Below are 25,452 nucleotides of genomic sequence, written 5' to 3'. Positions count from 1 at the left end.
GAAAATCCTGTCTGGATACCGGGATTACTTCAGCGAAGGCGCGATGTTGATGCAGGCTTCGCAAAGGCCGGCGACGGCGCCGACGGACTTGTCGAAGGCTTCCTGCTCGGCCTTGTTGAGGTCGATCTCGACGATACGCTCGACGCCGCCGGCGCCGATGACGGTGGGTACGCCGACATACATGTCCTTCACGCCGTACTGGCCGGAAAGATAGGCCGCGCAGGGCAGGACACGCTTCTTGTCCTTCAGGTAAGATTCGGCCATCTCGATCGCCGAAGCGGCCGGGGCGTAGTAGGCCGAGCCGGTCTTGAGCAGGCCGACGATCTCGGCGCCGCCGTCACGGGTGCGCTGGATGATTTCTTCCAGGCGCTCCTTGGTGACCCAGCCCATCTTGACGAGGTCGGTCAGCGGGATGCCGGCGACCGTGGAGTAGCGGGCAAGCGGCACCATCGTGTCGCCGTGGCCGCCGAGAACGAAGGCGGTGACGTCCTGGACGGAGACCTTGAATTCTTCGGAGAGGAAGAGGCGGAAGCGGGCCGAGTCCAGCACGCCGGCCATGCCGACGACCATGTTCTTCGGCAGGCCCGAGAACTTCTGCAGCGCCCAGACCATCGCGTCCAGCGGGTTGGTGATGCAGATGACAAAGGCGTTCGGGGCATATTTCTTGATGCCGGCGCCGACCTGTTCCATGACCTTGAGGTTGATGCCGAGAAGATCGTCGCGGCTCATGCCGGGCTTGCGGGCAACGCCGGCGGTGACGATGCACACGTCCGCGCCTTCGATGGCGGCGTAATCGCTGGCGCCCGTCAGCGAGGCGTTGAAGCCCTCGACCGGCGAGGACTGGGCGATATCGAGGCCCTTGCCCTGCGGAATGCCGTCGGCAATGTCGAAGAGGACGATGTCGCCCAGTTCCTTCAGGCCGGCCAGATGCGCCAGCGTGCCACCGATCATTCCAGAACCAATAAGTGCGATCTTCTTGCGGGCCATGAAAGCTTCCTCTTGCTCCGATCAACAGGCCCTCAATGTCGCAATTGCAGGACCTTTCGGCGCAAGGGCTTACGCTTGTACGCTTAAAAATTCAACACATACTTTCGGATCGAAGTTTTTCAATCGGTTAGATACAAAATATCTTACGTAAACGTAAGAATTTACGTCACGCTTTCGTCACATCTTCTTCGTAGCGGGCCTTGTGATCGGCAAGATATTCCGTGCTGCGGATCTCGATGAGGCGTGAGACCGTGCGGTCGAACTCGAAACCTTCCGTGCCCTTGCGGGTGACAAGCAGGCTTTCCGGCGCCGCCGCCGCGGAGGCGAAGAGCCGCGCGCGATGATCGTAGATCGTGTCGACGAGATTGATGAAGCGTTTCGTCTCGTTGCGCTTCTCCGCGCCGAGCAGGGGAATGTGATCGACGAAGAGCGTGTCGTAGTGCGCGAGGATTTCGAGATAGTCGGCCGCGCCCAGCGGCTTCTCGCAAAGGTCGGAGAAGGAGAAGCGCGCAACGCGCCCCGTCGCCCGCGGCACGGGGATGCTGCGGCCCCGGAAGGCAATCGTCTCGGCCGCCACCGGCCTGCCTGCGGTCTCGCGCCGCCAGGCCGCGTCCATCGCCATGTCGGCTTCGACCCCGAGCGGATGGCGGAACACCGGCAGGCCGCTGTCCTTCTCCATGCGATAATCGGTCAGGGAATCGAGCGGCACGATCTCGACATGGCGCTTCAGGAGATCGACGAAGGGCAGGAAGAGGCTGCGGTTGAGGCCGTCCCTGTAGAGGTTGTCCGGCTCGACATTGGACGTCGCGACAAGGATGCAGCCGCGCTGGAAAAGCTCTCCGAAGAGACGCGACAGGATCATCGCATCGGCGATATCCGTCACGGAAAACTCGTCGAAGCAGAGGAGGCGCGCCTCCTCGACGAGGCTTTCCGCCACCGGCGGCACGGGATCGGCCTGCTTCGTCTCGCCGGCCTTCAGCTTCTGGCGGTGCTTGTGGATGCGCTCGTGCACATCGGCCATGAATTCATGGAAATGCGCCCGCCGCTTGCGCTTGACCCGCGCCAGCTCGAAGAACATGTCCATCAGCATGGTCTTGCCACGCCCGACGCCGCCATGGATGTAGAGCCCCTTGGGGGCGCTGACCGTCGCGGGCTTGCGGGAGGCGAAGAGCCAGCCGAGCGCGCTCGACTTGCGCGCCGGACGCTGGGCGTGAAGGTCAAGCAGCAGCCGGTCGAAGCGCGCGGCCATGGCCCTCTGCGCCGGATCCGGCTTCAGCTCGCCGCTCGCGACAAGGGCCTGCAGCCTATCCGAAACGCCGTGATCCGGATGGGTCGACCCGCTGTCCCAATCCTTGCCCATGGGCGGCTTTTATCCGTGTCGGTGTCGAAGGGACGGGATCAGCGTGAAAGGCTGACGGGCTGGCCGGAATTGGTCGAGCCGTCGAAACGGGCATCGGCCGTCTTGTAAAGCCGGGCGATGGCGTTGCCGTTGCGGTCCTTCAGCACGACCTGCTTGCCGGCGACCTCCCAGGAGCCCATCGTCGTCAGTTCGCCCGCGCAACCGCGCGTGCCGCCGCGCGAGCCGCTGCCGAGATTGGTGAGCGTCAGGAACATGTCGCAGGAGGACGGGCCGCTCGCCACCCGCCAGTTGCCGACCATGGATTCCTTGGTGACGTCGAGCGCCGTTGCCGCTGCCGTATCGCCCGTTCCGGTGCCCGTCGTCGCCATCGCCGTGTCGGTCGCCGGCTTTTCCGGGAACTGCGAGGTGTCGGTCGTGGGGTCGGGCAACTGGCTGGAGGAGACGGTGCCGATCGGCTGGGCCTCCAGCGGCGTGATGTTCTGCTGCGTATTGACGCTGTCCATCGAGGTTCGCTGGCAACCGGCCAGAGCAAGCGCCATCATCAGCCCGCCTGCCACATGGTGAATCCGCATGTCGTTACTCCCGATATCTGCCCGATACTGCTGCCGTGCAGCAATTCCCGCCGAATTAACGTGAATCGCCCGCACGAATCAAGACGAAACGGCCCGAATAGTCGGGCCGCCTCCTCACGTTTCGTGAATGTCCATCATATGGGTCAGAGCCGGCGCTCGACCAGCATCTTCTTGATTTCGCCGATCGCCTTGGCCGGGTTGAGGCCCTTCGGGCAGGCCTGGGCGCAGTTCATGATCGTATGGCAGCGGTAGAGACGGAAGGGGTCTTCCAGGTTGTCGAGACGCTCGCCGGTGGCCTCGTCACGGCTGTCGATCAGCCAGCGATAGGCCTGGAGCAGGACCGCCGGGCCGAGATAGCGGTCGCCGTTCCACCAATAGCTCGGACAGGAGGTCGAGCAGCAGGCGCACAGGATGCACTCGTAGAGGCCGTCCAGCTTGAGGCGATCCTCATGGCTCTGCTTCCACTCCTTCGCCGGCGTCGGCGACACGGTCTTCAGCCAAGGCTCGATCGAGCGGTGCTGGGCGTAGAAGTTCGTGAGGTCGGGAACGAGGTCCTTGACGACCGGCATATGCGGCAGCGGATAGACCTTCACCGCACCCTTGATCTCGTCCATGCCCTTGGTGCAGGCGAGCGTGTTGGTGCCGTCGATATTCATGGCGCAGGAGCCGCAGATGCCCTCGCGGCACGAGCGGCGCAGCGTCAGCGTCGGGTCGATCTTGTTCTTGATGTAGAGCAGCGCGTCGAGCACCATCGGGCCGCAGTCGTCGACGTCGATGTAGAACGTGTCGACCGACGGGTTCTTGCCGTCATCGGGGTTCCAGCGGTAGATGCGGAACTCGCGGGTGTTGGTGGCGCCGGCCGGCTTCGGCCAGACCTTGCCCTCGGTCAGCTGCGAGTTTTTCGGGAGAGCGAGTTCAACCATGTCCTGTTCTCCTCGGGATCAGTAGACGCGGGCCTTGGGCTCGATCTTCTTGGGATCGATCCCGTCCGCGATAAGGTCGGTATGAACAGGGCGATAGTCGAGCGTCACGTCGCCCGCCTCGTTCACCCAGGCGAGCGTGTGCTTGCGCCAGTTGACGTCGTCGCGGCCGCCAAGCGGGCCGGTCGCATAGTCCTCGCGGGCATGCGAGCCGCGGCTCTCCTTGCGGGCCTCGGCGCCGTAGACGGTGGTGATGGCGTTCGCCATCAGGTTCTCCAGCTCCAGCGTCTCGACGAGGTCGGAGTTCCAGATCATCGAACGGTCGGTGACCTTGATGTCCGGCATTTCCTTCCAGATCGCGGTCATGCGCTTGCAGCCGCTTTCCAGCGATTCCTGGGTGCGGAACACGGCGGCGTCTTCCTGCATGGTGCGCTGCATCTTGTCGCGCAGCACGGCGGTCGGCGTGCCGCCATTGGCGTTCCGCAGGCGATCGAAGCGATCCATGATCCGGTCGCAGGCGGCAATGTCGAGCGCCGGCACCGCCTCGTTGCGGTCGATCACCTGGCCGGCGCGGATCGCGGCGGCACGGCCGAAGACCACGAGGTCGATCAGCGAGTTGGAGCCGAGGCGGTTGGCGCCGTGCACCGAGGCGCAGCCCGCTTCGCCCACCGCCATCAGGCCGGGCGCGATGCGCTCCGGGTTCTGGCCGTCGGCGTTCAGCACCTCGCCCCAGTAATTCGTGGGAATGCCGCCCATATTGTAGTGGACGGTGGGCAGGACCGGGATCGGCTCGCGCGTCACGTCGACGCCGGCGAAGATCTTCGCGCTCTCGGAAATGCCCGGCAGGCGCTCGTGCAGAACCGCCGGATCGAGGTGGTCGAGATGCAGGAAGATGTGGTCCTTGTTCTTGCCGACGCCGCGGCCTTCGCGGATTTCCATCGTCATGCAGCGCGAGACGACGTCGCGCGAAGCGAGGTCCTTCGCCGACGGCGCATAACGCTCCATGAAGCGCTCGCCTTCCGAGTTGACAAGATAGCCGCCCTCGCCGCGGGCGCCCTCGGTGATGAGGCAGCCGGCGCCGTAGATGCCGGTCGGGTGGAACTGCACGAACTCCATGTCCTGCAGCGGCAGGCCGGCGCGGGCGATCATGCCGCCGCCGTCGCCCGTGCAGGTGTGGGCCGAGGTGGCCGAGAAATAGGCGCGGCCGTAACCACCGGTCGCCAGCACCACCATCTTGGCCGCGAAGCGATGGATCGTGCCGTCGTCGAGGTTCCAGGCAACGACGCCGGTGCAGCGGCCGTCGGCCGACATGATCAGGTCGAGCGCGAAATATTCGATGAAGAATTCAGCATTGTTGCGCAGCGACTGGCCGTAGAGCGTGTGCAGGATGGCATGGCCGGTACGGTCGGCGGCCGCGCAGGTGCGCTGCACCGGCGGGCCCTCGCCATAGTTCTGCATGTGGCCGCCGAACGGGCGCTGGTAGATCTTGCCCTCTTCGTTGCGCGAGAAGGGCACGCCGTAGTGCTCCAGCTCATAGACCGCCTTCGGCGCTTCCATGGTGAGATACTGCATGGCGTCGACGTCGCCGAGCCAGTCGGAACCCTTGACGGTGTCGTAAAGGTGCCACTGCCAGCTGTCCGGCGTCATGTTCCTGAGCGAGGCCGCGATGCCGCCCTGGGCGGCGACGGTGTGCGAACGCGTCGGGAAGACCTTGGTGATGCAGGCCGTCTTGAGGCCCTGCTCGGCCATGCCGAGCGTGGCGCGCAGGCCCGCGCCGCCGGCGCCGACGACGATCACGTCGAAGGAATGGTCCACGTAATTATAGGCCTTGCCGTTGGCCGCCGGGGAGGAGATCGCTGCCATGATGGATTATCCTGCGAAAGCGATTTTGAGGACGGCGAAAAGACAGAGTCCGCCGACCAGGATCGCGAAGAAGGTATTGAGCATGAGGAGCGCGATCTTCACGCCTTCCGCATGCACGTAGTCCTCGATGATGACCTGCATGCCGAGCTTCATGTGGATGAGGCCGGAGACGACGACGAGGCCCATGAGGACGGCGACGATCGGGTGCGACAGCGCCGCCGTCACCTCCGCATGGGAAGCGCCGTTATAGCAGATCAGGAAGCCGACGAAGAACAGGAGAAGCGGAACGTTGGCGACGGCCGTCAGGCGCTGGCGCCAGAAATGCTCCGTGCCGTCCTTTGCCGAGCCGAGGCCGCGAACCTTGCCGAGGGGGGTGCGCATATCCATGAAATTCTCCTCAGCGGGCCAGATAGCCGACGATCCAGATCAGCACCGTCAGGGCGGCGGAGACGACCGGGGTCAGAAGGGCGAGCCTGGTGGCGAAATGCTTCTCGTAGCCGTGGCCCATGTCCCACATGAAGTGGCGAAGGCCGCCCAGCATGTGTTGCATCAGCGCCCAAGTATAGCCGAAGAGCACGAGGCGGCCGACCAGCGTGCCGAAGAACCAGTTGACCCAGTCGAAATAGGCCTCGCCCGAGGCGGCGGCGATCAGCCACCAGGCAACGAGCACCGTGCCGAAGTAAAGGGCGGCACCGGTTATGCGATGCACGATGGACATGACCATCGTCGGGATCGGCTTGTAGACCTGGAGATGCGGCGAGAGCGGCCGGCTTCGAGTGACATTCGCCATCTGAACCTCACGGAACCCCGGAGAGCCATAAACTGGACAAATTTTCTCCGGAATTGCAGTATGTTGTGCACAATGCAGTGATTGCGACGTTTAATCACCGGAAAGCGGAACCACAAGCCTCATTGCAGTGCAAAATGAATTTAATCGATTAAGCGACCTGACGCATTTGTGCCATCCCGGGACGCGGTCCGCCAATTAACGATAACGGGAAAATTCATAACCAAATCCGTGACTTTTGCCGGCCGCTGCCCCATCTTGCCGTTAAGGATCTGTTAAGCGTAATCCGGAAGGCAGGACAGAATGACTCTGTTTTCAGCGTCCCATGCGACCAAAGTTCTAGCGCTTGCGGTCGCCCTCGCAGCCGGCGGCATGACGGCCGCCGCGGCCCGTGACCGTAGCCCCGATATCGGCTGGTCGGACAATTCCGACGCGGACTGGTCGAACGGCAGCTTCATCGGCCGCAGCATCGAGCGGCGCGAGCACCGCGACTGGCGCCCGCGCGAGCGCTACCGCGACGACCGCCGGGTGGAGCGGCATCGCGATCGCCATTGGCGCAAGGACCGCAATTTCTACGGCGGCGCCCTCTCGGCCTATCGCGACCCGGGCAACGGCATCTACTTCCATATCGACCGGGATCGCCATTACGACGACCTGATCGATGCCCCCTTCGTCGAAAACCGCGGGCCGAAGGTCATCGTGGTGACGCCGGGCCAGGACGGATGCTCGTGGGAAGCTGGCGTCTGCGTCATCCGCCCCGGCTTTTGATAACGGGGAAAAGCCTCACGCTTTTGCCGGGCTCGCGCCGAAGCGCCAGACCGTCGTCTTCTTGACCTCGCTGTCCTCCAGCGCCCGCGTCACCGGCACCGTGTAGGTGGCGAGCGCCTCCATGCGCTCGCGCGGGCAATAGGCCCGGCCGGGATCGCCGACGAGCACCAGGGCACCCCGTGCGGCAAGGGCGGAAAACCAGGGAATGAGCACGTCCGCAAAGCCGCGGTCATAGAAGACGTCGCCGGCCAGCACGACATCCCAGCCCTCGTCCCGGCCGACCATGTTTTCGGCCGTATGGGCAAGGTCGACGCCGTTCAGGGTGGCGTTCAGGCGGATCGCGGTCTTGCTCCAGGGATCGATATCCGCCGCAAGCACCGCCGCAGCGCCTGAAAGCCGCGCCGCGATGCCGACAAGGCCGGAACCGCTGGCAAAATCCAGCACCGACTTTCCGGCCACCAGTGCCGGATGATCCAGCACATGGCGGGCGAGCCCCTGCCCGCCCGCCCAGGCGAAGGCCCAGAAGGGCGGCGGCAGGCCGATCTCCTCCAGCTCCTCCTCGGTCTTCAGCCAGAGGTCATGCGCCTCGGTGGCAAGATGCAACGTCACCTCCGGCACATGCGGCGGAGAGAGCACGCCCGTATTGGCGCGGATGAAGACCTCGGGATCCGTCTTCACCGGAGCATCGCTCCACGGCACCGGTTTCCCGAGCACGCGATACGGCGCCGAACCATCAGCGCGGCGGCTTGTCGAGACCACCCATGCGGCAGACCTCGATCCACTCTTCCTCGGTCACCGGCTGCACCGAAAGGCGCATGGAGGTGACGAGCGACATGTTAGCGAGCTTCGGATTGGCCTTGACGTCCTTCAACGAGACGGCCCTCGGCATGTCGCACACGGCGCGGATGTCGACGCAATCCCAGCGCGGGTCCTCGCCGGCCGTCGAATCGGGATGCGACAGCCCGCAGACCTCGGTGATGCCGACGATCTCCAGACCCTCGTTGGAGTGGTAGAAGAAACCCTTGTCGCCGATCTTCATGGCCCGCATGTTGTTGCGCGCCTGGTAGTTGCGCACGCCGTCCCATTCCTCGCCGGCCGCCCCTTTCGACTTCAGCTTCTCCCAGGAGAACTTGAAGGGTTCGGACTTGTAGAGCCAGTGTGCCATGCGGATCAGGCCTCCGGATTGTTGAAGACCCAGTTCCAGGCCTTCACCTCGACAGAAGCGAAGAGGCCGGCCTTGGCATAGGGATCGTTCTCCGCGATCTGGTGTGCCTCCTCGATCGTCTCGGCCTTGACCACGACGAGGCTGCCGGTCGGCTTGCCGTCATCGCCGAGGAAGGGGCCGGCGAAGGCGAGCTTGCCGTCGGCATTGAGGCCGTTCAGGTAGGCGAGGTGGTCCGGGCGCGTATCGAGGCGCACCTGCAGCGCGCCGGGCTTGTCCTGGCAGAGAAATGCGAAATGCATGAAACGATCCTTCCGTTGTCATTCCTGGGTGATCGGGCGCGTCATCAGCTGCCCGATGGCGGTCTTCACGTCGAGGCTGCCATCGATGATGCGGGCAACCGCATCGGTGATCGGCATGTCGATGCCCATTTCAGCCGCGACGCTGGAAGCGACCGAGGCGGCGAAGGCGCCCTCCACCAGATCGCCCGACCAGCCGGCGGCATCGCCATGGCGGCCGAGCGCGATGCCGAAACGCAGGTTGCGCGACTGGTGGCTCGTTCCCGTCAGAACGAGGTCGCCGAGGCCGGAGAGCCCCGTGACCGTGGTGCCCTCCCCGCCATGGGCCGCGACGAAGCGCGACAGTTCCGCAAGCCCGCGCGAAATCAGCGCCGCCCGTGCCGAATCGCCAAGCTCGGCCCCCTCGATGATGCCGCAGGCGATCGCCAGCACGTTCTTCAGCGCGCCGCCGAGCTGCACGCCGATGCGGTCGGTCGAGGGATAGAGCCGGAAGGTTGGCCCGGAAAGGGCCTGCGCCAGCCAGGCGCCGGTCTCGGCCGTGCGCGCGGCGATCACCATCGCCGTCGGCAGGCCCTTCGCGATGTCGGCGGCAAAGCCGGGGCCGGAGAGTACCGCGATCTCGCGGCCCGGAAGCTCTTCTTCCAGAACCTCCGTCAGCAGCCGTCCGGTGCCCTTTTCCATGCCCTTGGCGCAGATCACCACGGCCGTGCCCGGCGCCAGCAGGGGCGCAAGGGAGCGTGCCGCCGCGCGCTGGGCCTGCGAGGGCATGGCGAACAGAACGATGCCGGCGCCGCGGATCGCTTCCGCATCGGCGCTGAAGGAAAGGGTCGGCGGCAGGTCGATGCCGGGAAGCGCCTTTTCGTTGCGCCGCGAGGCGCGCATCAGGTCGACGGCCGCCGCATCGCGGCCGATCAGCGTGACATCGCCGCCGCTTGCCGCGGCCACGCTCGCCAGCGCCGTGCCGAAGGCACCCGCGCCGATGACGGCGATCCTCGGAGTGGTGCTCATGCCTTGGCTCCCCGCTTGCCGGATCCCAGGATCGTCGCCGCCTCGCGGTCGAGCGGCCAGCGCGAGCGCGGCGCGACGGCAAGGTCATCTGGCGCAAAGCCGGCCGCCATGCGCTCCAGCCCCGCCCAGGCGATCATGGATGCATTGTCGGTGCACAGCGCCAGCGGCGGGGCGATGAAGCGGAATTTCTGCTTGTCGCACAGCGTCTGCAGGGTCGCGCGCAGCTCCGCATTGGCCGCCACCCCGCCGGCAACGACCAGCGCCGGCGTCTCGACATCCGGAAAAAGCGTGCGGAACCGTTCGAGGCCGCGGCCGATGCGATCCTTCAGCGTGCGCGAGACGGCGCGCTGGAAGGAGGCACAGATATCGGCGATGTCCTGCTCCGTCACCGGCTCGATCGACTGCGCGGCCTGCCGCACCGCCGTCTTGAGGCCGGAAAAGGAGAAATCGAGCCGCGCCTCGCCGACGAGCGGCCGCGGGAAGGTGAACCGCTCGGGGTTGCCCGTCTTCGCCATGCGTTCCACCGCCGGGCCGCCGGGATAGGGCAGGCCGAGCAGCTTGGCCGTCTTGTCGAAGGCTTCGCCAAGCGCGTCGTCGATCGTCGTGCCCCAGCGCTCGTAGTCATCGACGCCGCGCACCAGGACGAGCTGGGTATGGCCGCCGGAGACGAGCAGCATGAGATAGGGAAAGGAGAGCCCGTCCGTCAGCCGCGCCGTCAGCGCATGGCCTTCCAGATGGTTGACGGCATAGAGCGGCTTGCCCGTCGCCCGGGCGATCGCCTTGCCGGTCATCAGCCCGACGATAAGCCCGCCGATCAGCCCCGGCCCGCTCGTCGCGGCAATGGCATCGACATCGTCAAGTGAGCGCCCGGCCCGCAGCAGCGCCTCGGAAATCAGGCTGTCGAGCGCTTCCACATGGGCGCGTGCGGCGATCTCCGGCACCACGCCGCCATAGGCGCTGTGCTCTTCGAGCTGGCTCAGCACCACCTCGCCGAGGATCTCGCCCCTGCCCTCCGCATCGCGCGCGACCACGGCCGCGGCGGTCTCGTCGCAGCTCGTTTCGATGCCCAGGATGGTCAGATGGGACGACATGTAGCACTTGGGAATTGATTGCGATGGGCCGGAAACCCGGTTACGAGACATCCCGGTAACAACGGATCAAGGCGGATGCAAACAAAACCTTTCAGGATCGGCACGCGGGGCAGCCCGCTGGCGCTCGCCCAGGCCTACGAGACCCGTTCGCGCCTGATGGCGGCGCATGGCCTGCCGGAAGACATGTTCGAGATCGTCGTGCTCTCGACCAAGGGCGACCGCATAACCGACCGCTCGCTGGCGCTGATCGGCGGCAAGGGCCTGTTCACCGAGGAGATCGAGGCGCAGCTTTCCTCCGGCGAGCTCGATTTCGCCGTGCACTCCTCCAAGGACATGCCGACGAAGCTGCCGGAAGGTCTGCACCTCTCCGCCTTCCTGCCGCGCGAGGACGTGCGCGACGCGTTCATCGGCCGCAGCGTCGCCCGCCTCCTCGACCTGCCGCAGGGCGCGACCGTGGGCTCCGCCTCGCTCCGTCGCCAGGCACTCATCCGGCGTCTTCGGCCCGATCTCAATGTCATCGTCTTCCGCGGCCAGGTCGATACCCGCCTTGGCAAGCTCGCCGAGGGCCAGGCGGATGCGACGCTGCTCGCCTATGCCGGCCTGAAGCGCCTCGGCAAGCTCGACGTGCCGACGGAAATCCTCGATCCCGTCTCCTTCCCGCCCGCCCCGGCGCAGGGCGCGATCTGTATCGAGAGCCGCGTCGGCGACAAGGGGACGCAAGACCTGCTCGCCGCCATCGACGACCGGGTGACGCGCGCGGCGGTCACCTGCGAGCGCGGCTTCCTTGCCACGCTCGACGGCTCCTGTCGCACGCCGATCGCCGGCTATGCGACGGTCGAGGGCGAGCATCTCCAGTTCCACGGCATGATCCTGACGCCGGACGGGAGCCTGTACCACGAGATCGAGGCGAGCGGCCCGGCAGGCGAGGCCGGCCGGCTCGGCGAGGCGGCGGGACAGGCGATCCGCGAGAAGGCGGGAGCGGGCTTCTTCGAAAGCTGGGGCTGAACCGCGTGCGTGTCCTCATCCTTCGCCCGGAACAGACGGCGGCCCGCACCGCCCGCAAGCTCGCGGCGCTGGGCCACGAGACCGCCCGCCTGCCGCTGTCGAGGCCCCAGCACGATCTTGACGCGGTGAAGGCGGCGCTCGCGGAGCGGCATTCGGCCATCGCCATCACCAGTGCGGAGGTGGCGCGTCTCTTCGGCCATCTTGGCGATACGCTCGACCGCCACCTCCTGACCACGGTCTTCTCGGTCGGACAGGCCTCGGCGAACGCCGCCAGTGCGGCAGGCTTCCGCACCGTGCTCACCCCGGGCGGCAACGGCAAGGACCTCGCCGACATGATCGTCGCGCATTGCCGGGATTTCGGCATGCCGGCCGAACCGATCCTCTATCTCGCCGGCGTGCCGCGCGCCCGCGGCTTCGAAATGCGCCTCACCGAAGCCGGCATTCCGCTGCGCACCGTGGAAGCCTACCGCATGGTGCCCGTCGTCCCCCGGCGCACGGAGACGGAGACCGCGCTTCTCAAGCCGGTGCCGGATGCGGTGCTGTTCTATTCCGGCGAGAGCGCGCGGGCCTTCTTCAAGCTTTCCCCGCTCGTGGAGATTCCCGAGCGCTTCCTGTCGACGCTGATGCTCTGCATGAGCGCGAATGTCGCGAAGGCGGTGCCGCAGCGCTTTGCCGCATCCACCGTCGTCGCCTCCGCCCCCAACGAGGAAAGCCTGCTGGACCTGCTCTAGGGGCAGGCTACGGCGGATGAATTTGCCGCAAGGGTCTTTCCCTCGCTGGCTTCGCTGTCTAGGTTTAGTGCAATGCACATGAATGCGAGGAGGTCGCCATGGAACCGGAAACCCCGTCCCGTCGCAAGAAGACCGGTGAAGAACCCGTGACGATCGACCTGGAGGCGACCCCCGCCTCCGTCAGCGACGAGGCGCTGGCGGCCGAGGAAGCGGCAAAAGCCGAAACGCCGGAAAGCCAGGCCTCGGAAGCCTCCGAAACCGTGACGGCGGAACCTGCGGCAGGCGAAACCGCCGCCGAGCCCGCCGAGGAAAAGGCCGAGCCGGTCGAGCCCGCACGCACGACCTATGAGGAACCGGCGCGCGCCGCGACACCGCCGGCACCGCAACGCAGCAATGCCGGTACGCTGGCGGCCGGCATCCTTGGCGGCCTGATCGCGCTCCTGGGCGCCGGAAGCCTGCAATATGGCGGCTACCTGCCGACGCTGGGGCCTGACCGCGCGGGCGAATCCGACGCCGTTTCCACCCTGACGAACGAGGTGGAGGCGTTGAAGACGCGGCTTTCCGAGACCTTGGCCGAAACCCCGGCCGCAAGCCCGGTCGACCTCCAGCCGATCGAGACGCGGATCGCCGCGCTGGAAAAATCGGCAGGCGAAAGCGCGGGCGCCACCGCTGCGGACCCGGAAGCCGTCAGCAAGCTCGAAGGCGACGTGGCGCGGCTGACCACGGAACTTGCGGCGCTGCGCGAGGCCATCGCGCGCACCACCGAGGCGGTGAGCACGACGGAAAGCCAGCTCACCGAGCGCATCGTCGCCGCCGAGCAGAAGCTCGACGAGCCGCGCAGCGACATCGAAATGGCGCGGGCTGTGGCCGCCAGCGCGCTGAAGACGGCGATCGACCGCGGCGGCCCCTATCTCGCCGAACTGGAAGCCTTTGCCAGCATTTCGCCGGAGGATCCTTCCCTCCCGGGCCTGCGGGAACACGCCGCCGTCGGCGTGCCGTCGCGCTCCGATCTCGTGCGCGATTTCCAGGCGACGGCCGACGCCATTCTCGACGCCGTGCACCAGCCGGAGGGCGACCAGGGCATCTTCAACCGCCTGATGGCGAGCGCCGCCTCGGCGATCCGCGTGCGCCCTGTCGGCAGCATCGAGGGCGATACGCCGGAAGCGGTGGTCGCGCGCATCGAGAACAAGCTGCAGAACGGCGATTTCAAGGGCGCGCAGATCGAATGGCAGACCCTGCCGGAGAAAGGCCAGGCCGCGGCGGCGGACTACAAGCGCAAGCTCGACGAACGTGTCAGCGTGGAAGACCTGATCGGCGCCGTCGTTTCCGGCGCCTTGAGCGGCACGACCGGCGGCACCACGACCGGCACCGCCGGCAACCAGGGCTGAGGAGAGAGGCTTCATGATTCGCATACTGGTCTTCGCCCTCTTCGTCCTCGCGCTTGCCGCCGGCTTCGCCTGGCTTGCCGATCGTCCCGGCGAGCTCTCCATCATCTGGCAGGGCCAGCGGGCCGACATGAGCCTGATGGTCGCCGCCACGCTCGTCGTCTCGCTGGTCGCCGCCGTGATGTTCTCCTGGTGGATCGTGCGCGTCGTCTGGACCTCGCCGCACTCGATCCAGCGCTATTTCCGCGCCCGCAAGCGCGACCGCGGCTACCAGGCGCTCTCCACCGGCCTGATCGCCGCCGGCGCCGGCGATGCCGCCGGCGCGCGGAAGATGCTGGGCCGCACCAAGGGGCTTCTGAGCGCCGACCAGGAGCCGCTCATCCACCTGCTCGAGGCGCAGGCGGCGATGATCGAGGGCCGCTACGACGACGCGCGCCGGAAATTCGAGCTGATGGCCGACGATCCGGAAACGCGCGAACTCGGCCTGCGCGGCCTCTATCTGGAGGCCCGCCGGCTCGGCGCCAACGAGGCGGCCCGGCAATATGCCGAACGCGCCGCGGAAAAGGCGCCGCAGCTTCCCTGGGCGGCGGAAGCCGCATTGGAATACCGTTCCGAGGCCGGAGACTGGGACGAGGCGCTGAAGCTTCTCGGCGACGGCCGCTCCGGCTCGGCCGAGGAGAAGAAGACGCATGCCCGCCGCAAGGTCGTGCTGCTCACCGCCCGCGCCGCCGCAAGGCTCGACGCCGACCCGAAGGGCGCGCGCGAGGACGCCCAGCAGGCGCTGAAGCTCGGCGAGACCTTCGTGCCCGCCGGCCTCATCGCTGCCAAGGCCTATCTGCGCGAGGACAACCTGCGCAAGGCCGCCGCCATCCTGGAAAAACTCTGGAAGGCGACGGCCCATGGCGATGTCGCGAAGCTCTATGTCCGCGCGCGCAGCGGCGATTCGGCGACCGACCGCCTGAAGCGGGCGGAAAAGCTCGAGGCGATGCGCCCGAACAATGCCGAAGCGCTCCATGCCGTGGCGGAAGCCGCGCTGGAAACGCGCGACTTCGCGCTTGCCCGCACCAAGGCCGAGGCCGCCGCGCGCCTGTCGCCCCGCGAAAGCACGTTCCTGCTGCTCGCCGACATTGAGGATGCCGAGACGGGCGACCAGGGCCGCATCCGCCACTGGATGAACCAGGCGCTGAAGGCACCGCGTGATCCGGCCTGGACGGCCGACGGCATCACGGCGCCGGAATGGCGGGCTGTCTCGCCGGTCACCGGCCGTCTCGACGCCTTCGAGTGGAAGACGCCCGTCAGCCCGCTCGACGGGCCGGTCGAGGAAGGCTCGACCGCCGCCGTCGACGAGGCCATCCGCACCCTGCCGCCGCTCGCCATCGAGAGCAGGCCCGCCACGCCGGTTGAAGAGGTGGCGAAGGTCGAGACGGTGGAAGTCGCGCAAAAACCCGTTGTCGTCGCCACGGTGGTGGAAGCCGCGCCGGTGAAGGACGTAACGCCGGAAACGATCAAGGAGGCGGCGGTCCCGGAGGAAGAGGAGCGTCCCTTCTTCGGCCTGCCCGACGATCCGGGCGTCAAGGAAGGCGCGGTCAAACGGGACGGGACAAGCGGCTTCCGCTTGTTCTAGAGCATTTCCAGCTGAAGCGAAGTCGCTTCGGCGTCGGTTTCAAAGATCGGAAAGAAACGGCAATATTCCAGGGCTTGAGGAACGGGGCGACACTGAATGTTCGAACGCTTGCAGCAGTTTCTGGCGAGCCTTTCCGGTGGTGACAGACCGGCCTTTGCCGCCGACGATCCGCGGGTCGCCGTCATGGCGCTCTGCATCCAGGTGATGGAAGCGGACGGCAAGATCCTCGACGTCGAGAAGAAGGCGCTGCGGGTCCGCCTGAAGGATTTCTACGGCCTCGACGAGACCGAGCTCGAGGCGCTGGTCGCCGCCGGCACCGATGCGGAGAGCGAGGCGATCGATTTCTTCCGCTTCACCTCGGAGCTGAAGCGCCAGCTTTCGGAGGAGCAGCGCGTCGACCTGATCGGCCTGCTCTGGGAGATCGTCTATGCCGACGGCGAGCGCAGCGAGATGGAGGACCACGCCATCTGGCGCATCGCGGACCTGCTCGGCGTCTCCGGCCGGGAGCGCATCATGAAGCGGCAGGAAGTGGCCGAACGGGTGGGCGCCGCAACGGGCCCGGAGGAACCGGACGAAGGCTGAGCCATGCTCGATTTTCCCCGCAAGCCGCGCCTCAAGCGCCCCGTCCTGATCGTCCTGCACCAGGAGACCTCCAGTCCCGGCCGCGTCGGGCAGATCCTCCAGGCGATGGGCCATGCGCTGGATATCCGCCGTCCCGTGCTCGGCGATCCGCTGCCCGCCACGCTGTCCCACCATGCGGGCGCGGTCGTCTTCGGCGGGCCGATGAGCGCCAATGACGACGAGGCCTATGTGCGCGCGGAGATCGACTGGCTCTCCGTGCCGCTTTCCGAGAACCGCCCCTTCCTCGGCATCTGCCTCGGCGCGCAGATGCTGGTGAAGAACCTCGGCGGCACGGTCTTCGGCCATGCGGAGGGCTGGACGGAGATCGGCTGGTATCCGCTGGCGGCGACGAAGGCAGGCACGGCGCTGATGCCCTGGCCGGACATGGTCTACCAGTTCCATCGCGAAGGCTTCGACCTGCCGCGGGACGCGACGCTGCTCGCCACCGGCCATCACTACGAGAACCAGGCCTTCCGCTACGGCGACAATGCCTGGGGCATCCAGTTCCACGGCGAACTGACGCTCGCCATGATGCACCGCTGGGTGGTGCGCGGCGCGCACCGTTTCGAATTGCCGGGCGCGCAGGTCGGCCGTGCCCATCTCGACGGGCGCCTCCTGCACGATGCGGCGCTCCGCCTCTGGATGACGTCCTTCCTCGAGCGCATCTTCCACGAGGCATAAGGACGCTTGCCGCGGCGGCGTCAGGCCCCGCGCCATTAAACATGTTGCCGCACCGCCCGGCGCCCGGCCTTGCTGGCAGGGCGCGCAATGGCTACATGTCGAGACGAAACCAATTGGAGACATCAATGATAGCGGTCATCAACACCCTATTGTTCATCATCAGCATAGCGTGGTTCCTGGTGATCGCCTCGGCGATCTTCTCCTGGCTCTATGCCTTCAACGTCATCAACGCGAACAATCAGGTGATCGCCACCATCGGCCGCTCGCTCTACCAGCTGACCGAGCCGATCTACCGCCCGATCCGCCGCGTCCTGCCGAATTTCGGCGGCGTCGACCTTTCGCCGCTCGTCGTGCTCGTCATCCTGTTCTTCCTGGAGCAGGTGATCCGCAGCGTGCTGGCACCGGCCCTCCTGGCGCCGTGACCGAGCAGGCGGGCGCCGCGCTCCGCCGCCATGGCGACCATGTGCGCCTGACGGTGCGGCTGACGCCGAACGGCGGCCGCGATGCGATCGACGGCTGGGAAACCGGCGCCGACGGCGAACGCTATCTCAAGGCCCGCGTCAGCGACCCGCCGGACAAGGGCAAGGCGAACAAGGCGCTGGTGGCGCTGATCGCCAAGGCTGCCGGCGTTGCAAAGTCCGCCGTGAGCCTTGTCAGCGGTGACACCCAGAGAAAGAAAATCCTCCGGATCGACGGCGACCCGGAGGATATCGTTTCAAGGCTCGAGCGCGCCGGAGCGCATTGAAGCGCCTACTTCTTGCTCGCCTGATAGCGCTCGACGGCCTCCAGGATCATCTTCTTGGCGACGGTAACGTCCTGCCAGCCGGCGATCTTCACCCACTTTCCGGGCTCCAGATCCTTGTAGTGCTCGAAGAAGTGCTCGATCTGCTTCAGCGTGATCTCCGGCAGGTCGGTGTAGTTCTCGACCTTGTCGTAGCGGCGCGTCAGCTTCGGCACCGGAACGGCGATGATCTTCTCGTCCTTGCCGCCATCGTCTTCCATGACCATGACGCCGATCGGGCGCACATTGATGACGCAGCCCGGAACGAGCGGGCGGGTGTTGGCGATCAGGACGTCGATCGGGTCGCCGTCTTCCGAGAGCGTGTGCGGCACGAAGCCGTAGTTGCCGGGATAGGTCATCGGCGTGTAGAGGAAACGATCGACGACGAGCGCGCCGGCTTCCTTGTCCATCTCGTACTTGATCGGATGGCCGCCGACCGGCACCTCGACAATGACGTTCACGTCATCCGGCGGGTTCTTGCCAACGGAAATCGCATCGATACGCATGGGGGGCTCCCTCAGGTGGAATGGTTCTGTTCGCGGGCTTCCTAATGCGAATCCCATTGCAGCGCAACATGACTTTCGCCGGAGGCGAATAGACGGCGCGCCTTCCCCGTCTCCTTGAAGACCGGAGGATGATCATGCGCCTGATGCCCCTTCTCTTTGCCGCCGCCCTCGCCGCCTCGGCCGCCAAGGCCAACGAGAGCGCCTATTCCGAGCGTAACCTCGATGCCTGCAAGACGCTTTCGCAGGAGGACGAGGGCCCGAGCGTCACCCTTGAATGCACCGGCTACAAGGACCTCGCGGTCTATTTCAAGGAAGGCGACCTCCGCCAGAGCCAGGCCTACGGCCCGATCAGCAAGGCCTGGCTCGACGAGGCCTTCGAGAGCTTCGGCCCGTTCAACCACACCAACGCCAAGATCGAATGGCGCATCGCGGCGGGAAAGCCGGTGGCGACCATCGTGCGCTGGTTCGTCTCCGACCCGGAAACGACGAGCGACACCGACACGCGCTACGGCCAGGTCCTTGTCGTCTCGACGATCGCGACGGCGGAAAACCCGACGAGCTGCGTCGTCGGCTATGTCGACGCCCTGGAGAACAAGGACGCCAACACGCTCGCCCGCAAGGTGGCGGACGAAGAGGCGCACGATTTCGCCTGCGGCCTGAACGAGCCGCAATGGCATGGACTGCGGGGGAAACTGGCCGGCGAGCCGGTGCGCCACCTGCCTGCCGCTGTCGAATAGGCGTGCACGAAATCCGCTAAGGCCAGATGAAGCCGAGCTTCTTCAGCTCCTTGTCGCCGAAATTCTCCATGCCCTCGGCAATGTCGCGCCCGCCGGCGGAGCGGAAGAAGCGTTCGGCGTGCTCGCTGTCCTCCAGGCACCAGACGATCAGGCCCTCGCAGCCCAGCGACTTCAGGAGCCGCCGCGCCTCGCCGAAGAGCAGGCGGCCGAGACCGATGCCCTGGTATTCCGGGCGCAGGTAGAGTTCGTAGATCTCGCCCTCCTGCGGCAGCGCCCGGGCGCGGTTGAGGCCGAGCGTGGCATAACCCGCCACCGTGCCGGCGACGTCGAGCACCAGCAAGGTCGCGGGACCGCGCGTTGCCTTGCGCCACCAGCTCTCGCCCCGGCGGTCGACCATCTGGATAAGCGGCTTGTGCGGAATGAGGCCGCCATAGGCCTGCAGCCACGATACCCGATGCGTCTCGGATATCGCGCGTGCGTCCTGCGGCTCGGCGCGCCGCACATCGATCGACAGTGTCTTCATAACACGACTCATATTCCGACGCCGATTCCACCGGAATCCCGCAGGGGCGCGGAGGCTTCCCTTGCCCACAGGCGAGTTCCGGGCGGCGCACGGAAAAGTTAACGCTTTTTTAACAAACGTCACAAGTCGTAAAACGATGACACACACATGAAAAACCCCGGCGCCCATTGTGAGGGGACCGGGGTTCGAAACTATTCCGCTTCGGATGCGTTTCGCTTATGCCGCGCCGGCCGAGCGCTGCTTTTCGAATCGCTTGCGGTCGTTCGGGTCGAGATAGAGCTTGCGCAGGCGGATGGACTTAGGCGTGACTTCGACGAGTTCGTCGTCCTGGATCCAGGAGAGCGCGCGCTCCAGCGTCATCTTGATCGGCGGCGTCAGGCGGACGGCTTCGTCCTTGCCGGCGGCGCGGATGTTGGTGAGCTTCTTGCCCTTCAGCACGTTCACTTCAAGGTCGTTGTCGCGCGTGTGGATGCCGACGATCATGCCCATATAGACCTTCTCGCCCGCGTCGATGACCATCGGGCCGCGGTCTTCCAGGTTGAACAGCGCGTAGGCGACGGCCTCGCCCGCTTCGTTGGCGAGCAGCACGCCGTTGACGCGGCCGCCGATCTCGCCCTTGTAGGGCTGGTAGTCGTGGAACAGGCGGTTCATGATCGCCGTGCCGCGCGTGTCGGTCAGAAGCTCCGACTGGTAGCCGATGAGGCCGCGGGTCGGCGCGAAGAAGACGAGGCGCACGCGGTTGCCGCCGGAGGGGCGCAGCTCGACCATCTCGGCCTTGCGCTCCGACATCTTCTGCACGACGACGCCGGAATGCTCCTCGTCGACGTCGATGACGACTTCCTCGATCGGCTCCAGCATCTGGCCGGTCGCCTCGTCCTTGTGCATGACGACGCGCGGACGCGACACGGCAAGCTCGAAGCCTTCGCGGCGCATGGTCTCGATGAGCACGGCAAGCTGCAATTCGCCGCGGCCGGAGACGAAGAACGAATCCTTGTCGCCCGACTCTTCGATCTTCAGCGCGACATTGCCTTCGGCTTCCTTGAACAGGCGGTCGCGGATGACGCGGCTCGTCACCTTGTCACCTTCGGTGCCGGCGAGCGGCGAATCGTTGACGATGAAGGACATGGTGACGGTCGGCGGGTCGATCGGCTGCGCCTTCAAGGCTTCGGAAACCGAGGGGTCGCAGAACGTGTCGGCGACGGTGCCCTTGGTGAGGCCCGCGATGGCGACGATATCGCCGGCATGGGCCTCTTCGATCGCCGTGCGCTCGATGCCGCGGAAGGCGAGGATCTTCGAGATGCGGCCGTTTTCGATGAGCTGGCCGTCCTGGCCGAGAACCTTGACGGTCTGGTTCGGCTTGATCGAGCCCGAATGGATGCGGCCGGTAATGATGCGGCCGAGGAAGGGGTTGGCTTCGAGGATCGTGCCGATCATGCGGAACGGGCCTTCGGCGACCGCCGGCTCCGGCACGTGCTTCAGGACGAGGTCGAGCAGCGGGGCCATGCCTTCGTCGGTCGGGCCCTCCGGGTTGACGTTCATCCAGCCGTTGCGGCCCGAACCGTAGAGGATCGGGAAGTCGAGCTGCTCGTCGGTGGCGTCGAGATTGGCGAAGAGGTCGAACACCTCGTTCAGCACTTCCTCGTGGCGGCCGTCCGGGCGGTCGATCTTGTTGATCGCGACGATCGGCTTCAAACCAACCTTGAGAGCCTTGCCGACGACGAACTTCGTCTGCGGCATCGGGCCTTCCGACGAGTCGACGAGAACGATCGCGCCGTCCACCATCGAGAGGATGCGCTCCACCTCGCCGCCGAAGTCGGCGTGGCCGGGCGTGTCGACGATGTTGATGCGGTGACCCTTCCACTCGACCGAGGTGGCCTTGGCGAGAATGGTGATGCCGCGTTCCTTTTCGAGATCGTTCGAGTCCATCACGCGTTCGGCGACGCGCTGGTTTTCACGGAACGAGCCGGACTGTTTCAGGAGCTCGTCGACAAGCGTGGTCTTGCCATGGTCGACGTGCGCGATGATCGCGATATTGCGGATGGACATGGTTTAATCTCTGAGGTTCGGGGCGCGCGGTATAGGGGGGCGCCGTCTTCAATGGCCGGGCTCTTACATGTTTTTCCGCAAATGCGAAAGAGGCGGGGCGCAACTCTGTTGCCCGCGCCGCACAGGGCCCGGCCTCACGAGGCGCGCACCGGCGGCAGCGTGATGTTCCAGAGTTCCTGGTCCTCCCTGTCCATCAGGCGCACTGTCATTTCCTCGCTCGTCCCGTTGATGTCGACGAGGCCGAAGAATTGCAGGCCGGCCGAGGGCGGCAGGTTGCTGTCGATGCCGCCCCTGGACGACTTGATGAACCGCACCTCCGGGCCGAAGGTCATGTCGAGCGGTTTCGGCCCGTAGGTGCCGGAATGCAGCGGCCCCGAGACGAACTCCCAGAACGGATGGAACTCCTGGAATTTCGCCCGCGACGGATCGTAGTGGTGCGCGGCCGTATAGTGCACGTCCGCCGTCAGCCAGACGACATTGTGGACCGCATTGTCGCGCAGGAAGGAGAGGAGGTCGGCGATCTCCCGCTCGCGCGCCGCCGGCGGACCGTTGAGGCCGTCGGCGACACCCTCGTAACCGAGGCTGTTGGCATAGTCGTCCCAGATGACGAGGCCGAGCGGCATGTCGCAGGCGATGACCTTCCACACGGCGCGCGAAGCTGCCAGCTCACGCCGCAGCCAATCCGCCTGCCGCCAGCCGAACAGGCCGTTTTCCGTGCCGCCCCGGTTGGGGCTGCGATAGGAGCGCAGGTCGACGAAGAAGACATCGAGCAGCGGCCCGTAGGCGATCTTGCGGAAGATGCGGCCGGGCTCGGTAGGAAAATAGCGGATCGGCGTCATCTCGTGGAAGGCGCGCCGGGCGCGGGCCTCGTAGACGCCGATCTCCTTTTCCGGATAGCGCCGGTCGCCGGAAAGGTCACTCGATTCCGACCAGTTGTTGAGCACCTCGTGGTCATCCCACTGGAAAAAGGTCGGGCATTGCGTGTTGAAAGACAGAAGGTGCTCGTCGAGCAGATTGTATTTCCACTGGCCGCGAAACTCGTCCAGCGTGCGCGCCACGTTGCGCTTCTCGTCGGTGACGATGCGGTTCTTCCAGATCCCGCCATCCCGCAGCCGGATCTCGTCGGGGATCGGGCCGTCGGCATAGACAGTGTCGCCGGAATGGATGAAGAAATCCGGCTCGTGCCGCAGCATGGTCGAATAGGTCTTCATGCCGACATCGTCGATGCCCCAGCCCTGCCCGGCGGTGTCGCCCGACCAGACGAAACGCACCGAGCGCCTGCGCATCGGCGCGGTGCGGAAGCGCCCGACGACCGGCTCGGAGACGAGATGGCTGGAATAGGGATCGCTGGCGGTGAAGCGATAGAAGATGTCCTGGTCCGGCAGGAGACCCTGCAGCATCGCCTTGACCGTGTTGTCGGACGCGATCGTCGCCTTCCCGACAGGCAGGCGGGAGGCATTCAGGAAGCTCTCGGTGGTCGAATATTCCAGCGTCACCTCTGCCGGCCGGTCCACCCGCGCCCAGACCATGCCGGAGGAGCAATCGACATCGCCCGACTGCACGCCGTGCGAAAAGACCGGGCTGCCATGGCGCCGGGCATAATAGGGAACGGCCAGCGCCGAGGAGGCCGCGAGCGCACCCGCCCCTGCGGTGAGAAGGAACGAGCGCCGCGTCAGCGCCTCGGGAACAATCGCCATGCCACCTCCGGCCAAGCCCGCGAATCGACGGGCAGACCATGAGTCCCGGGCATGTCAGTCCGGTAACGGGAGGATGACGGTTCACCCAAGATTCGGTGACAGGACGATGACGCGCCTCAGGGCGCCTTGCCCTCTTCCGGCTGCTCGACGGAGTGGCGCATGATCAGCGGCATCTGCGACAGCGTGAAGAGAATGGTGATGGGCATGGTGCCCCAGACCTTGAAGGCCACCCAGAAATCCGTCGAGAAGGAGCGCCACACCACTTCGTTCAGCACCGCGAGGAAGACGAAGAACAGGCCCCAGCGCAGCGTGAGCTTGCGCCAGCCCTCGTCGGTGAGCCTGAAGGCGGCATGGAAGACGTAGCCGAGCAGCGATTTGCCGAACAGCAGACCGCCGAGCAGGATCGCGCCGAACAGCGAATTGACGATGGTCGGCTTCATCTTGATGAAGGTGTCGTTCTGCAGCCAGAGCGTCAGCGCGCCGAAGACGAAGACGACGATGCCGGAGATCAGCGGCATCATCGGCAGGGTGCGCGTCAGGATCCAGGAGACGACGAGGGCGATCGCCGTCGCCGCCATGAAGAGACCGGTCGCGATGAAGATCGGTCCGCCCATTTCGGCCAGAACCGGAAACTGCGCGGCCAGCCACTCGCCGCGGGAATTGGCGAAGAAAAAGACGACGAGGGGCCCGAGCTCCAGCACCATCTTGAGGAGCGGGCTGATCTTCTCCTCCGCCTTGGCCGGGGCGTCCAGCGTTGCCTTGCTCATGCCTCAACTCCTGCGATTGCTTCCGCGAAATCCTTCGCCTCGAAGGGTTCGAGATCGTCGATCCCCTCCCCGACGCCGATGAAATAGACCGGCAGCTTGTGCTTGGCGGCAATCGCCACAAGGATGCCGCCGCGGGCCGTACCGTCCAATTTTGTCATGATCAGGCCCGTCACGCCCGCGACATTGCGGAAAATCTCCACCTGGTTCATGGCATTCTGCCCGGTCGTCGCATCGAGCGTCTGGAGCACCGTGTGCGGCGCATCCGGATCGAGCTTGCCGAGCACGCGCACGATCTTCTCCAGCTCCGCCATCAGCTCCGTCTTGTTCTGCAGGCGGCCGGCCGTGTCGATGATCAAGACGTCGCTCTTCTTCAGCTTCGCCTGCTCATAGGCTTCATAGGCGAGCCCCGCCGCATCCGCGCCGAGCTTCGAGGAGACGATGTCGGAGCCCGTGCGCTCCGCCCAGATCTTCAGCTGCTCGATGGCCGCGGCACGGAACGTATCGCCCGCCGCCATCATCACCTTCAGGCCCGCGCCCGAGAGCTTGGCCGCGAGCTTGCCGATCGTCGTCGTCTTGCCGGTGCCGTTGACGCCGACGACGAGGATGACATGCGGCTTGTGGTTGAGGTCGAGCGCGAGCGGCTTGGCGACGGGACCGAGGACCTTGGTGATCTCGCTCGCCATGATGCGTGACACATCCGCGCCCGTGACATCCTTGCCGTAGCGCTCGGAGGCGAGCGTATCGGTGATGCGCAGCGCCGTCTCCACGCCGAGATCTGCCTGGATCAGCAGGTCCTCGAGGTCCTGCAGCGTATCGTCGTCGAGCTTGCGCTTGGTGAAGAGGCTGGTGATCTGGCCGGTGAGCTGCGAGGAGGTGCGGGCAAGCCCCTCGCGCAGGCGCTGGAACCAGGTGCGCTTCACCTGCGGCGCCGGGACGTCCAAGACCGGTTCGCGCGCTGCCGTCGCAAACCCTTTCGGCAGGGCGGGCGCCTCGGCCTTCGGCTCGCTGCGGATCGCCTCTTCGAGGACCGGGTCCTCCGCCTCGGCAGGCGCCGCTTCTTCGGCCGGGGCGATCTCGTCCTCCAGCTCGGCAACCTCTTCCACCGCCGCTACGGGCTGCGCCTCGACGATCTCCTCGACGGGAGCGGCAGGCTCTTCCTCGACAACATCCTCCGCCATCTCGGGCGCCGGCACATCATCCGCCGGACCGCCGGCGGTCTCCATCTCGGCGGGCGCGACCGGGTCTTCCGCAACGGGCAGATCCGGAGCGTGCGGCAGCGGATAGATGTCCGGCTCGGCTTCGTCGGGCACATGTTGCGCGGCTTCGGGATTGGCGGCCTCCGCCTCATCGAGCAGCGCGTCCCGCTCCCCGACGACGGCAGGCTCCGGGCTTTCCGCGACCGGTTCAGGCGCGACCTCGGCGACCTTCGGCTCGACGACCGGCGCTTCCGCCTCCGGCTTCTGCTCGGGGGCGGTGTCTTTTCCGAAGGTGAAGATCTTCTTGATGAAGCCGAGGGCCATGAAGGATGTGT

General features: G+C 66.0%; 28 protein-coding genes. 10 read left to right on the top strand and 18 right to left on the bottom strand.

From position 1 onward, the window contains the following. Nucleotides 1-24: 24 nt before the first annotated feature. The 7 genes from mdh to sdhC form a co-directional block, all read right to left on the bottom strand. Nucleotides 25-987, bottom strand: a complete 963-nt coding sequence (mdh, locus tag MUU56_RS21510; RefSeq protein ID WP_244769322.1) for a malate dehydrogenase — start codon at nt 985-987, stop codon at nt 25-27. Nucleotides 988-1,153: 166 nt separating this feature from the next. Then, nucleotides 1,154-2,347 carry a cell division protein ZapE gene (zapE, locus tag MUU56_RS21505; RefSeq protein ID WP_244769321.1) on the bottom strand — a complete coding sequence of 398 codons (1,194 nt, stop codon included), beginning with the start codon at nt 2,345-2,347 and terminating at the stop codon, nt 1,154-1,156. Nucleotides 2,348-2,385: 38 nt separating this feature from the next. Continuing rightward, the gene (locus MUU56_RS21500; RefSeq protein ID WP_244769320.1) at nt 2,386-2,919 is read right to left on the bottom strand and encodes a protease inhibitor Inh/omp19 family protein; all 534 of its coding nucleotides are present in this window, start codon (nt 2,917-2,919) and stop codon (nt 2,386-2,388) included. Between the two features lie 143 nt (nt 2,920-3,062). Continuing rightward, on the bottom strand, nt 3,063-3,842 hold the full coding sequence (locus MUU56_RS21495; protein WP_244769319.1) for a succinate dehydrogenase iron-sulfur subunit: 780 nt from the start codon (nt 3,840-3,842) through the stop codon (nt 3,063-3,065). An 18-nt stretch (nt 3,843-3,860) separates the two neighbouring features. Next, nucleotides 3,861-5,702, bottom strand: coding sequence for a succinate dehydrogenase flavoprotein subunit (gene sdhA, locus MUU56_RS21490; protein WP_244769318.1), 1,842 nt, complete (start codon nt 5,700-5,702; stop codon nt 3,861-3,863). A gap of 6 nt (nt 5,703-5,708) precedes the next feature. Continuing rightward, nucleotides 5,709-6,089 carry a succinate dehydrogenase, hydrophobic membrane anchor protein gene (gene sdhD, locus MUU56_RS21485; protein WP_244769317.1) on the bottom strand — a complete coding sequence of 127 codons (381 nt, stop codon included), beginning with the start codon at nt 6,087-6,089 and terminating at the stop codon, nt 5,709-5,711. A gap of 10 nt (nt 6,090-6,099) precedes the next feature. Next, complete coding sequence (gene sdhC / locus MUU56_RS21480; protein ID WP_244769316.1) at nt 6,100-6,492, bottom strand: succinate dehydrogenase, cytochrome b556 subunit; 393 nt, start codon at nt 6,490-6,492, stop codon at nt 6,100-6,102. A gap of 300 nt (nt 6,493-6,792) precedes the next feature. Here sdhC and MUU56_RS21475 point away from each other — a divergent pair, with 300 nt between their 5' ends. Then, nucleotides 6,793-7,257 (top strand): hypothetical protein, encoded by a 465-nt coding sequence (locus tag MUU56_RS21475; RefSeq protein ID WP_244769315.1) that lies wholly within the window; start codon nt 6,793-6,795, stop codon nt 7,255-7,257. 15 nt (nt 7,258-7,272) lie between these two features. On the opposite strand, the gene MUU56_RS21470 is transcribed toward MUU56_RS21475, so the two are convergent. The 5 genes from MUU56_RS21470 to tsaD are packed head-to-tail and all read right to left on the bottom strand — an operon-like array spanning nt 7,273 to nt 10,817. Beyond that, complete coding sequence (locus MUU56_RS21470; RefSeq protein ID WP_244769314.1) at nt 7,273-7,935, bottom strand: class I SAM-dependent methyltransferase; 663 nt, start codon at nt 7,933-7,935, stop codon at nt 7,273-7,275. Nucleotides 7,936-7,990: 55 nt separating this feature from the next. After that, nucleotides 7,991-8,422 (bottom strand): EVE domain-containing protein, encoded by a 432-nt coding sequence (locus MUU56_RS21465; RefSeq protein ID WP_244769313.1) that lies wholly within the window; start codon nt 8,420-8,422, stop codon nt 7,991-7,993. Nucleotides 8,423-8,427: 5 nt separating this feature from the next. Beyond that, nucleotides 8,428-8,721 (bottom strand): YciI-like protein, encoded by a 294-nt coding sequence (locus MUU56_RS21460; RefSeq protein WP_244769312.1) that lies wholly within the window; start codon nt 8,719-8,721, stop codon nt 8,428-8,430. Between the two features lie 18 nt (nt 8,722-8,739). After that, nucleotides 8,740-9,726, bottom strand: coding sequence for an NAD(P)H-dependent glycerol-3-phosphate dehydrogenase (locus MUU56_RS21455; protein WP_244769311.1), 987 nt, complete (start codon nt 9,724-9,726; stop codon nt 8,740-8,742). Continuing rightward, entirely contained in the window at nt 9,723-10,817 is a 1,095-nt protein-coding gene (tsaD, locus tag MUU56_RS21450; RefSeq protein WP_244769310.1) for a tRNA (adenosine(37)-N6)-threonylcarbamoyltransferase complex transferase subunit TsaD, read from the bottom strand. Before tsaD ends, MUU56_RS21455 begins: the two co-directional genes overlap by 4 nt. A 75-nt stretch (nt 10,818-10,892) precedes the next feature. Here tsaD and hemC point away from each other — a divergent pair, with 75 nt between their 5' ends. From hemC to MUU56_RS21410, 8 genes are all read left to right on the top strand, one after another. Beyond that, complete coding sequence (hemC, locus tag MUU56_RS21445) at nt 10,893-11,822, top strand: hydroxymethylbilane synthase (RefSeq protein WP_244769309.1); 930 nt, start codon at nt 10,893-10,895, stop codon at nt 11,820-11,822. A gap of 5 nt (nt 11,823-11,827) precedes the next feature. Then, nucleotides 11,828-12,553, top strand: a complete 726-nt coding sequence (locus MUU56_RS21440; RefSeq protein WP_244769308.1) for a uroporphyrinogen-III synthase — start codon at nt 11,828-11,830, stop codon at nt 12,551-12,553. A 98-nt stretch (nt 12,554-12,651) separates the two neighbouring features. Continuing rightward, nucleotides 12,652-13,941, top strand: a complete 1,290-nt coding sequence (locus tag MUU56_RS21435; protein ID WP_244769307.1) for a COG4223 family protein — start codon at nt 12,652-12,654, stop codon at nt 13,939-13,941. A gap of 13 nt (nt 13,942-13,954) precedes the next feature. Further along, nucleotides 13,955-15,562, top strand: a complete 1,608-nt coding sequence (locus MUU56_RS21430; RefSeq protein ID WP_244769306.1) for a heme biosynthesis protein HemY — start codon at nt 13,955-13,957, stop codon at nt 15,560-15,562. Nucleotides 15,563-15,658: 96 nt separating this feature from the next. Continuing rightward, nucleotides 15,659-16,144 carry a tellurite resistance TerB family protein gene (locus MUU56_RS21425; RefSeq protein ID WP_244769305.1) on the top strand — a complete coding sequence of 162 codons (486 nt, stop codon included), beginning with the start codon at nt 15,659-15,661 and terminating at the stop codon, nt 16,142-16,144. Between the two features lie 3 nt (nt 16,145-16,147). After that, nucleotides 16,148-16,864 (top strand): glutamine amidotransferase, encoded by a 717-nt coding sequence (locus MUU56_RS21420; RefSeq protein WP_244769304.1) that lies wholly within the window; start codon nt 16,148-16,150, stop codon nt 16,862-16,864. Between the two features lie 125 nt (nt 16,865-16,989). Further along, nucleotides 16,990-17,286 (top strand): YggT family protein, encoded by a 297-nt coding sequence (locus tag MUU56_RS21415; RefSeq protein ID WP_133034532.1) that lies wholly within the window; start codon nt 16,990-16,992, stop codon nt 17,284-17,286. Then, nucleotides 17,283-17,609, top strand: a complete 327-nt coding sequence (locus MUU56_RS21410; protein ID WP_244769303.1) for a DUF167 domain-containing protein — start codon at nt 17,283-17,285, stop codon at nt 17,607-17,609. The genes MUU56_RS21415 and MUU56_RS21410 overlap by 4 nt, the downstream gene beginning before the upstream one ends. Before the next feature lie 5 nt (nt 17,610-17,614). Here MUU56_RS21410 and ppa read toward each other — a convergent pair whose 3' ends face one another. Further along, nucleotides 17,615-18,151: an inorganic diphosphatase gene (ppa, locus tag MUU56_RS21405; protein ID WP_064331766.1), complete on the bottom strand. Its 537-nt coding sequence runs from the start codon at nt 18,149-18,151 to the stop codon at nt 17,615-17,617. 134 nt (nt 18,152-18,285) lie between these two features. On the opposite strand from ppa, the gene MUU56_RS21400 reads away from it, so the two are divergent. Continuing rightward, a complete protein-coding gene (locus MUU56_RS21400; RefSeq protein WP_244769302.1) occupies nt 18,286-18,888 on the top strand; it encodes a hypothetical protein in 603 nt (200 codons plus the stop codon). 16 nt (nt 18,889-18,904) lie between these two features. Here MUU56_RS21400 and MUU56_RS21395 read toward each other — a convergent pair whose 3' ends face one another. The 5 genes from MUU56_RS21395 to ftsY form a co-directional block, all read right to left on the bottom strand. Next, a complete protein-coding gene (locus MUU56_RS21395) occupies nt 18,905-19,411 on the bottom strand; it encodes a GNAT family N-acetyltransferase (RefSeq protein WP_244769301.1) in 507 nt (168 codons plus the stop codon). 216 nt (nt 19,412-19,627) lie between these two features. Continuing rightward, complete coding sequence (gene typA / locus MUU56_RS21390) at nt 19,628-21,457, bottom strand: translational GTPase TypA (protein ID WP_244769300.1); 1,830 nt, start codon at nt 21,455-21,457, stop codon at nt 19,628-19,630. Nucleotides 21,458-21,591: 134 nt separating this feature from the next. After that, entirely contained in the window at nt 21,592-23,154 is a 1,563-nt protein-coding gene (locus MUU56_RS21385; RefSeq protein ID WP_244769299.1) for an alkaline phosphatase D family protein, read from the bottom strand. A gap of 116 nt (nt 23,155-23,270) precedes the next feature. Further along, entirely contained in the window at nt 23,271-23,921 is a 651-nt protein-coding gene (locus MUU56_RS21380) for a septation protein A (RefSeq protein WP_244769298.1), read from the bottom strand. Beyond that, nucleotides 23,918-25,441: a signal recognition particle-docking protein FtsY gene (gene ftsY / locus MUU56_RS21375; protein ID WP_244769297.1), complete on the bottom strand. Its 1,524-nt coding sequence runs from the start codon at nt 25,439-25,441 to the stop codon at nt 23,918-23,920. The genes MUU56_RS21380 and ftsY overlap by 4 nt, the downstream gene beginning before the upstream one ends. Between the last annotated feature and the right edge of the window lie 11 nt (nt 25,442-25,452).

Source organism: Shinella yambaruensis (genome assembly GCF_022899355.1).
GTDB lineage: Bacteria > Pseudomonadota > Alphaproteobacteria > Rhizobiales > Rhizobiaceae > Shinella > Shinella yambaruensis.
Note: the sequence above shows the minus strand (reverse complement) of the source record. Positions and strands in the feature narration are given on the sequence as shown.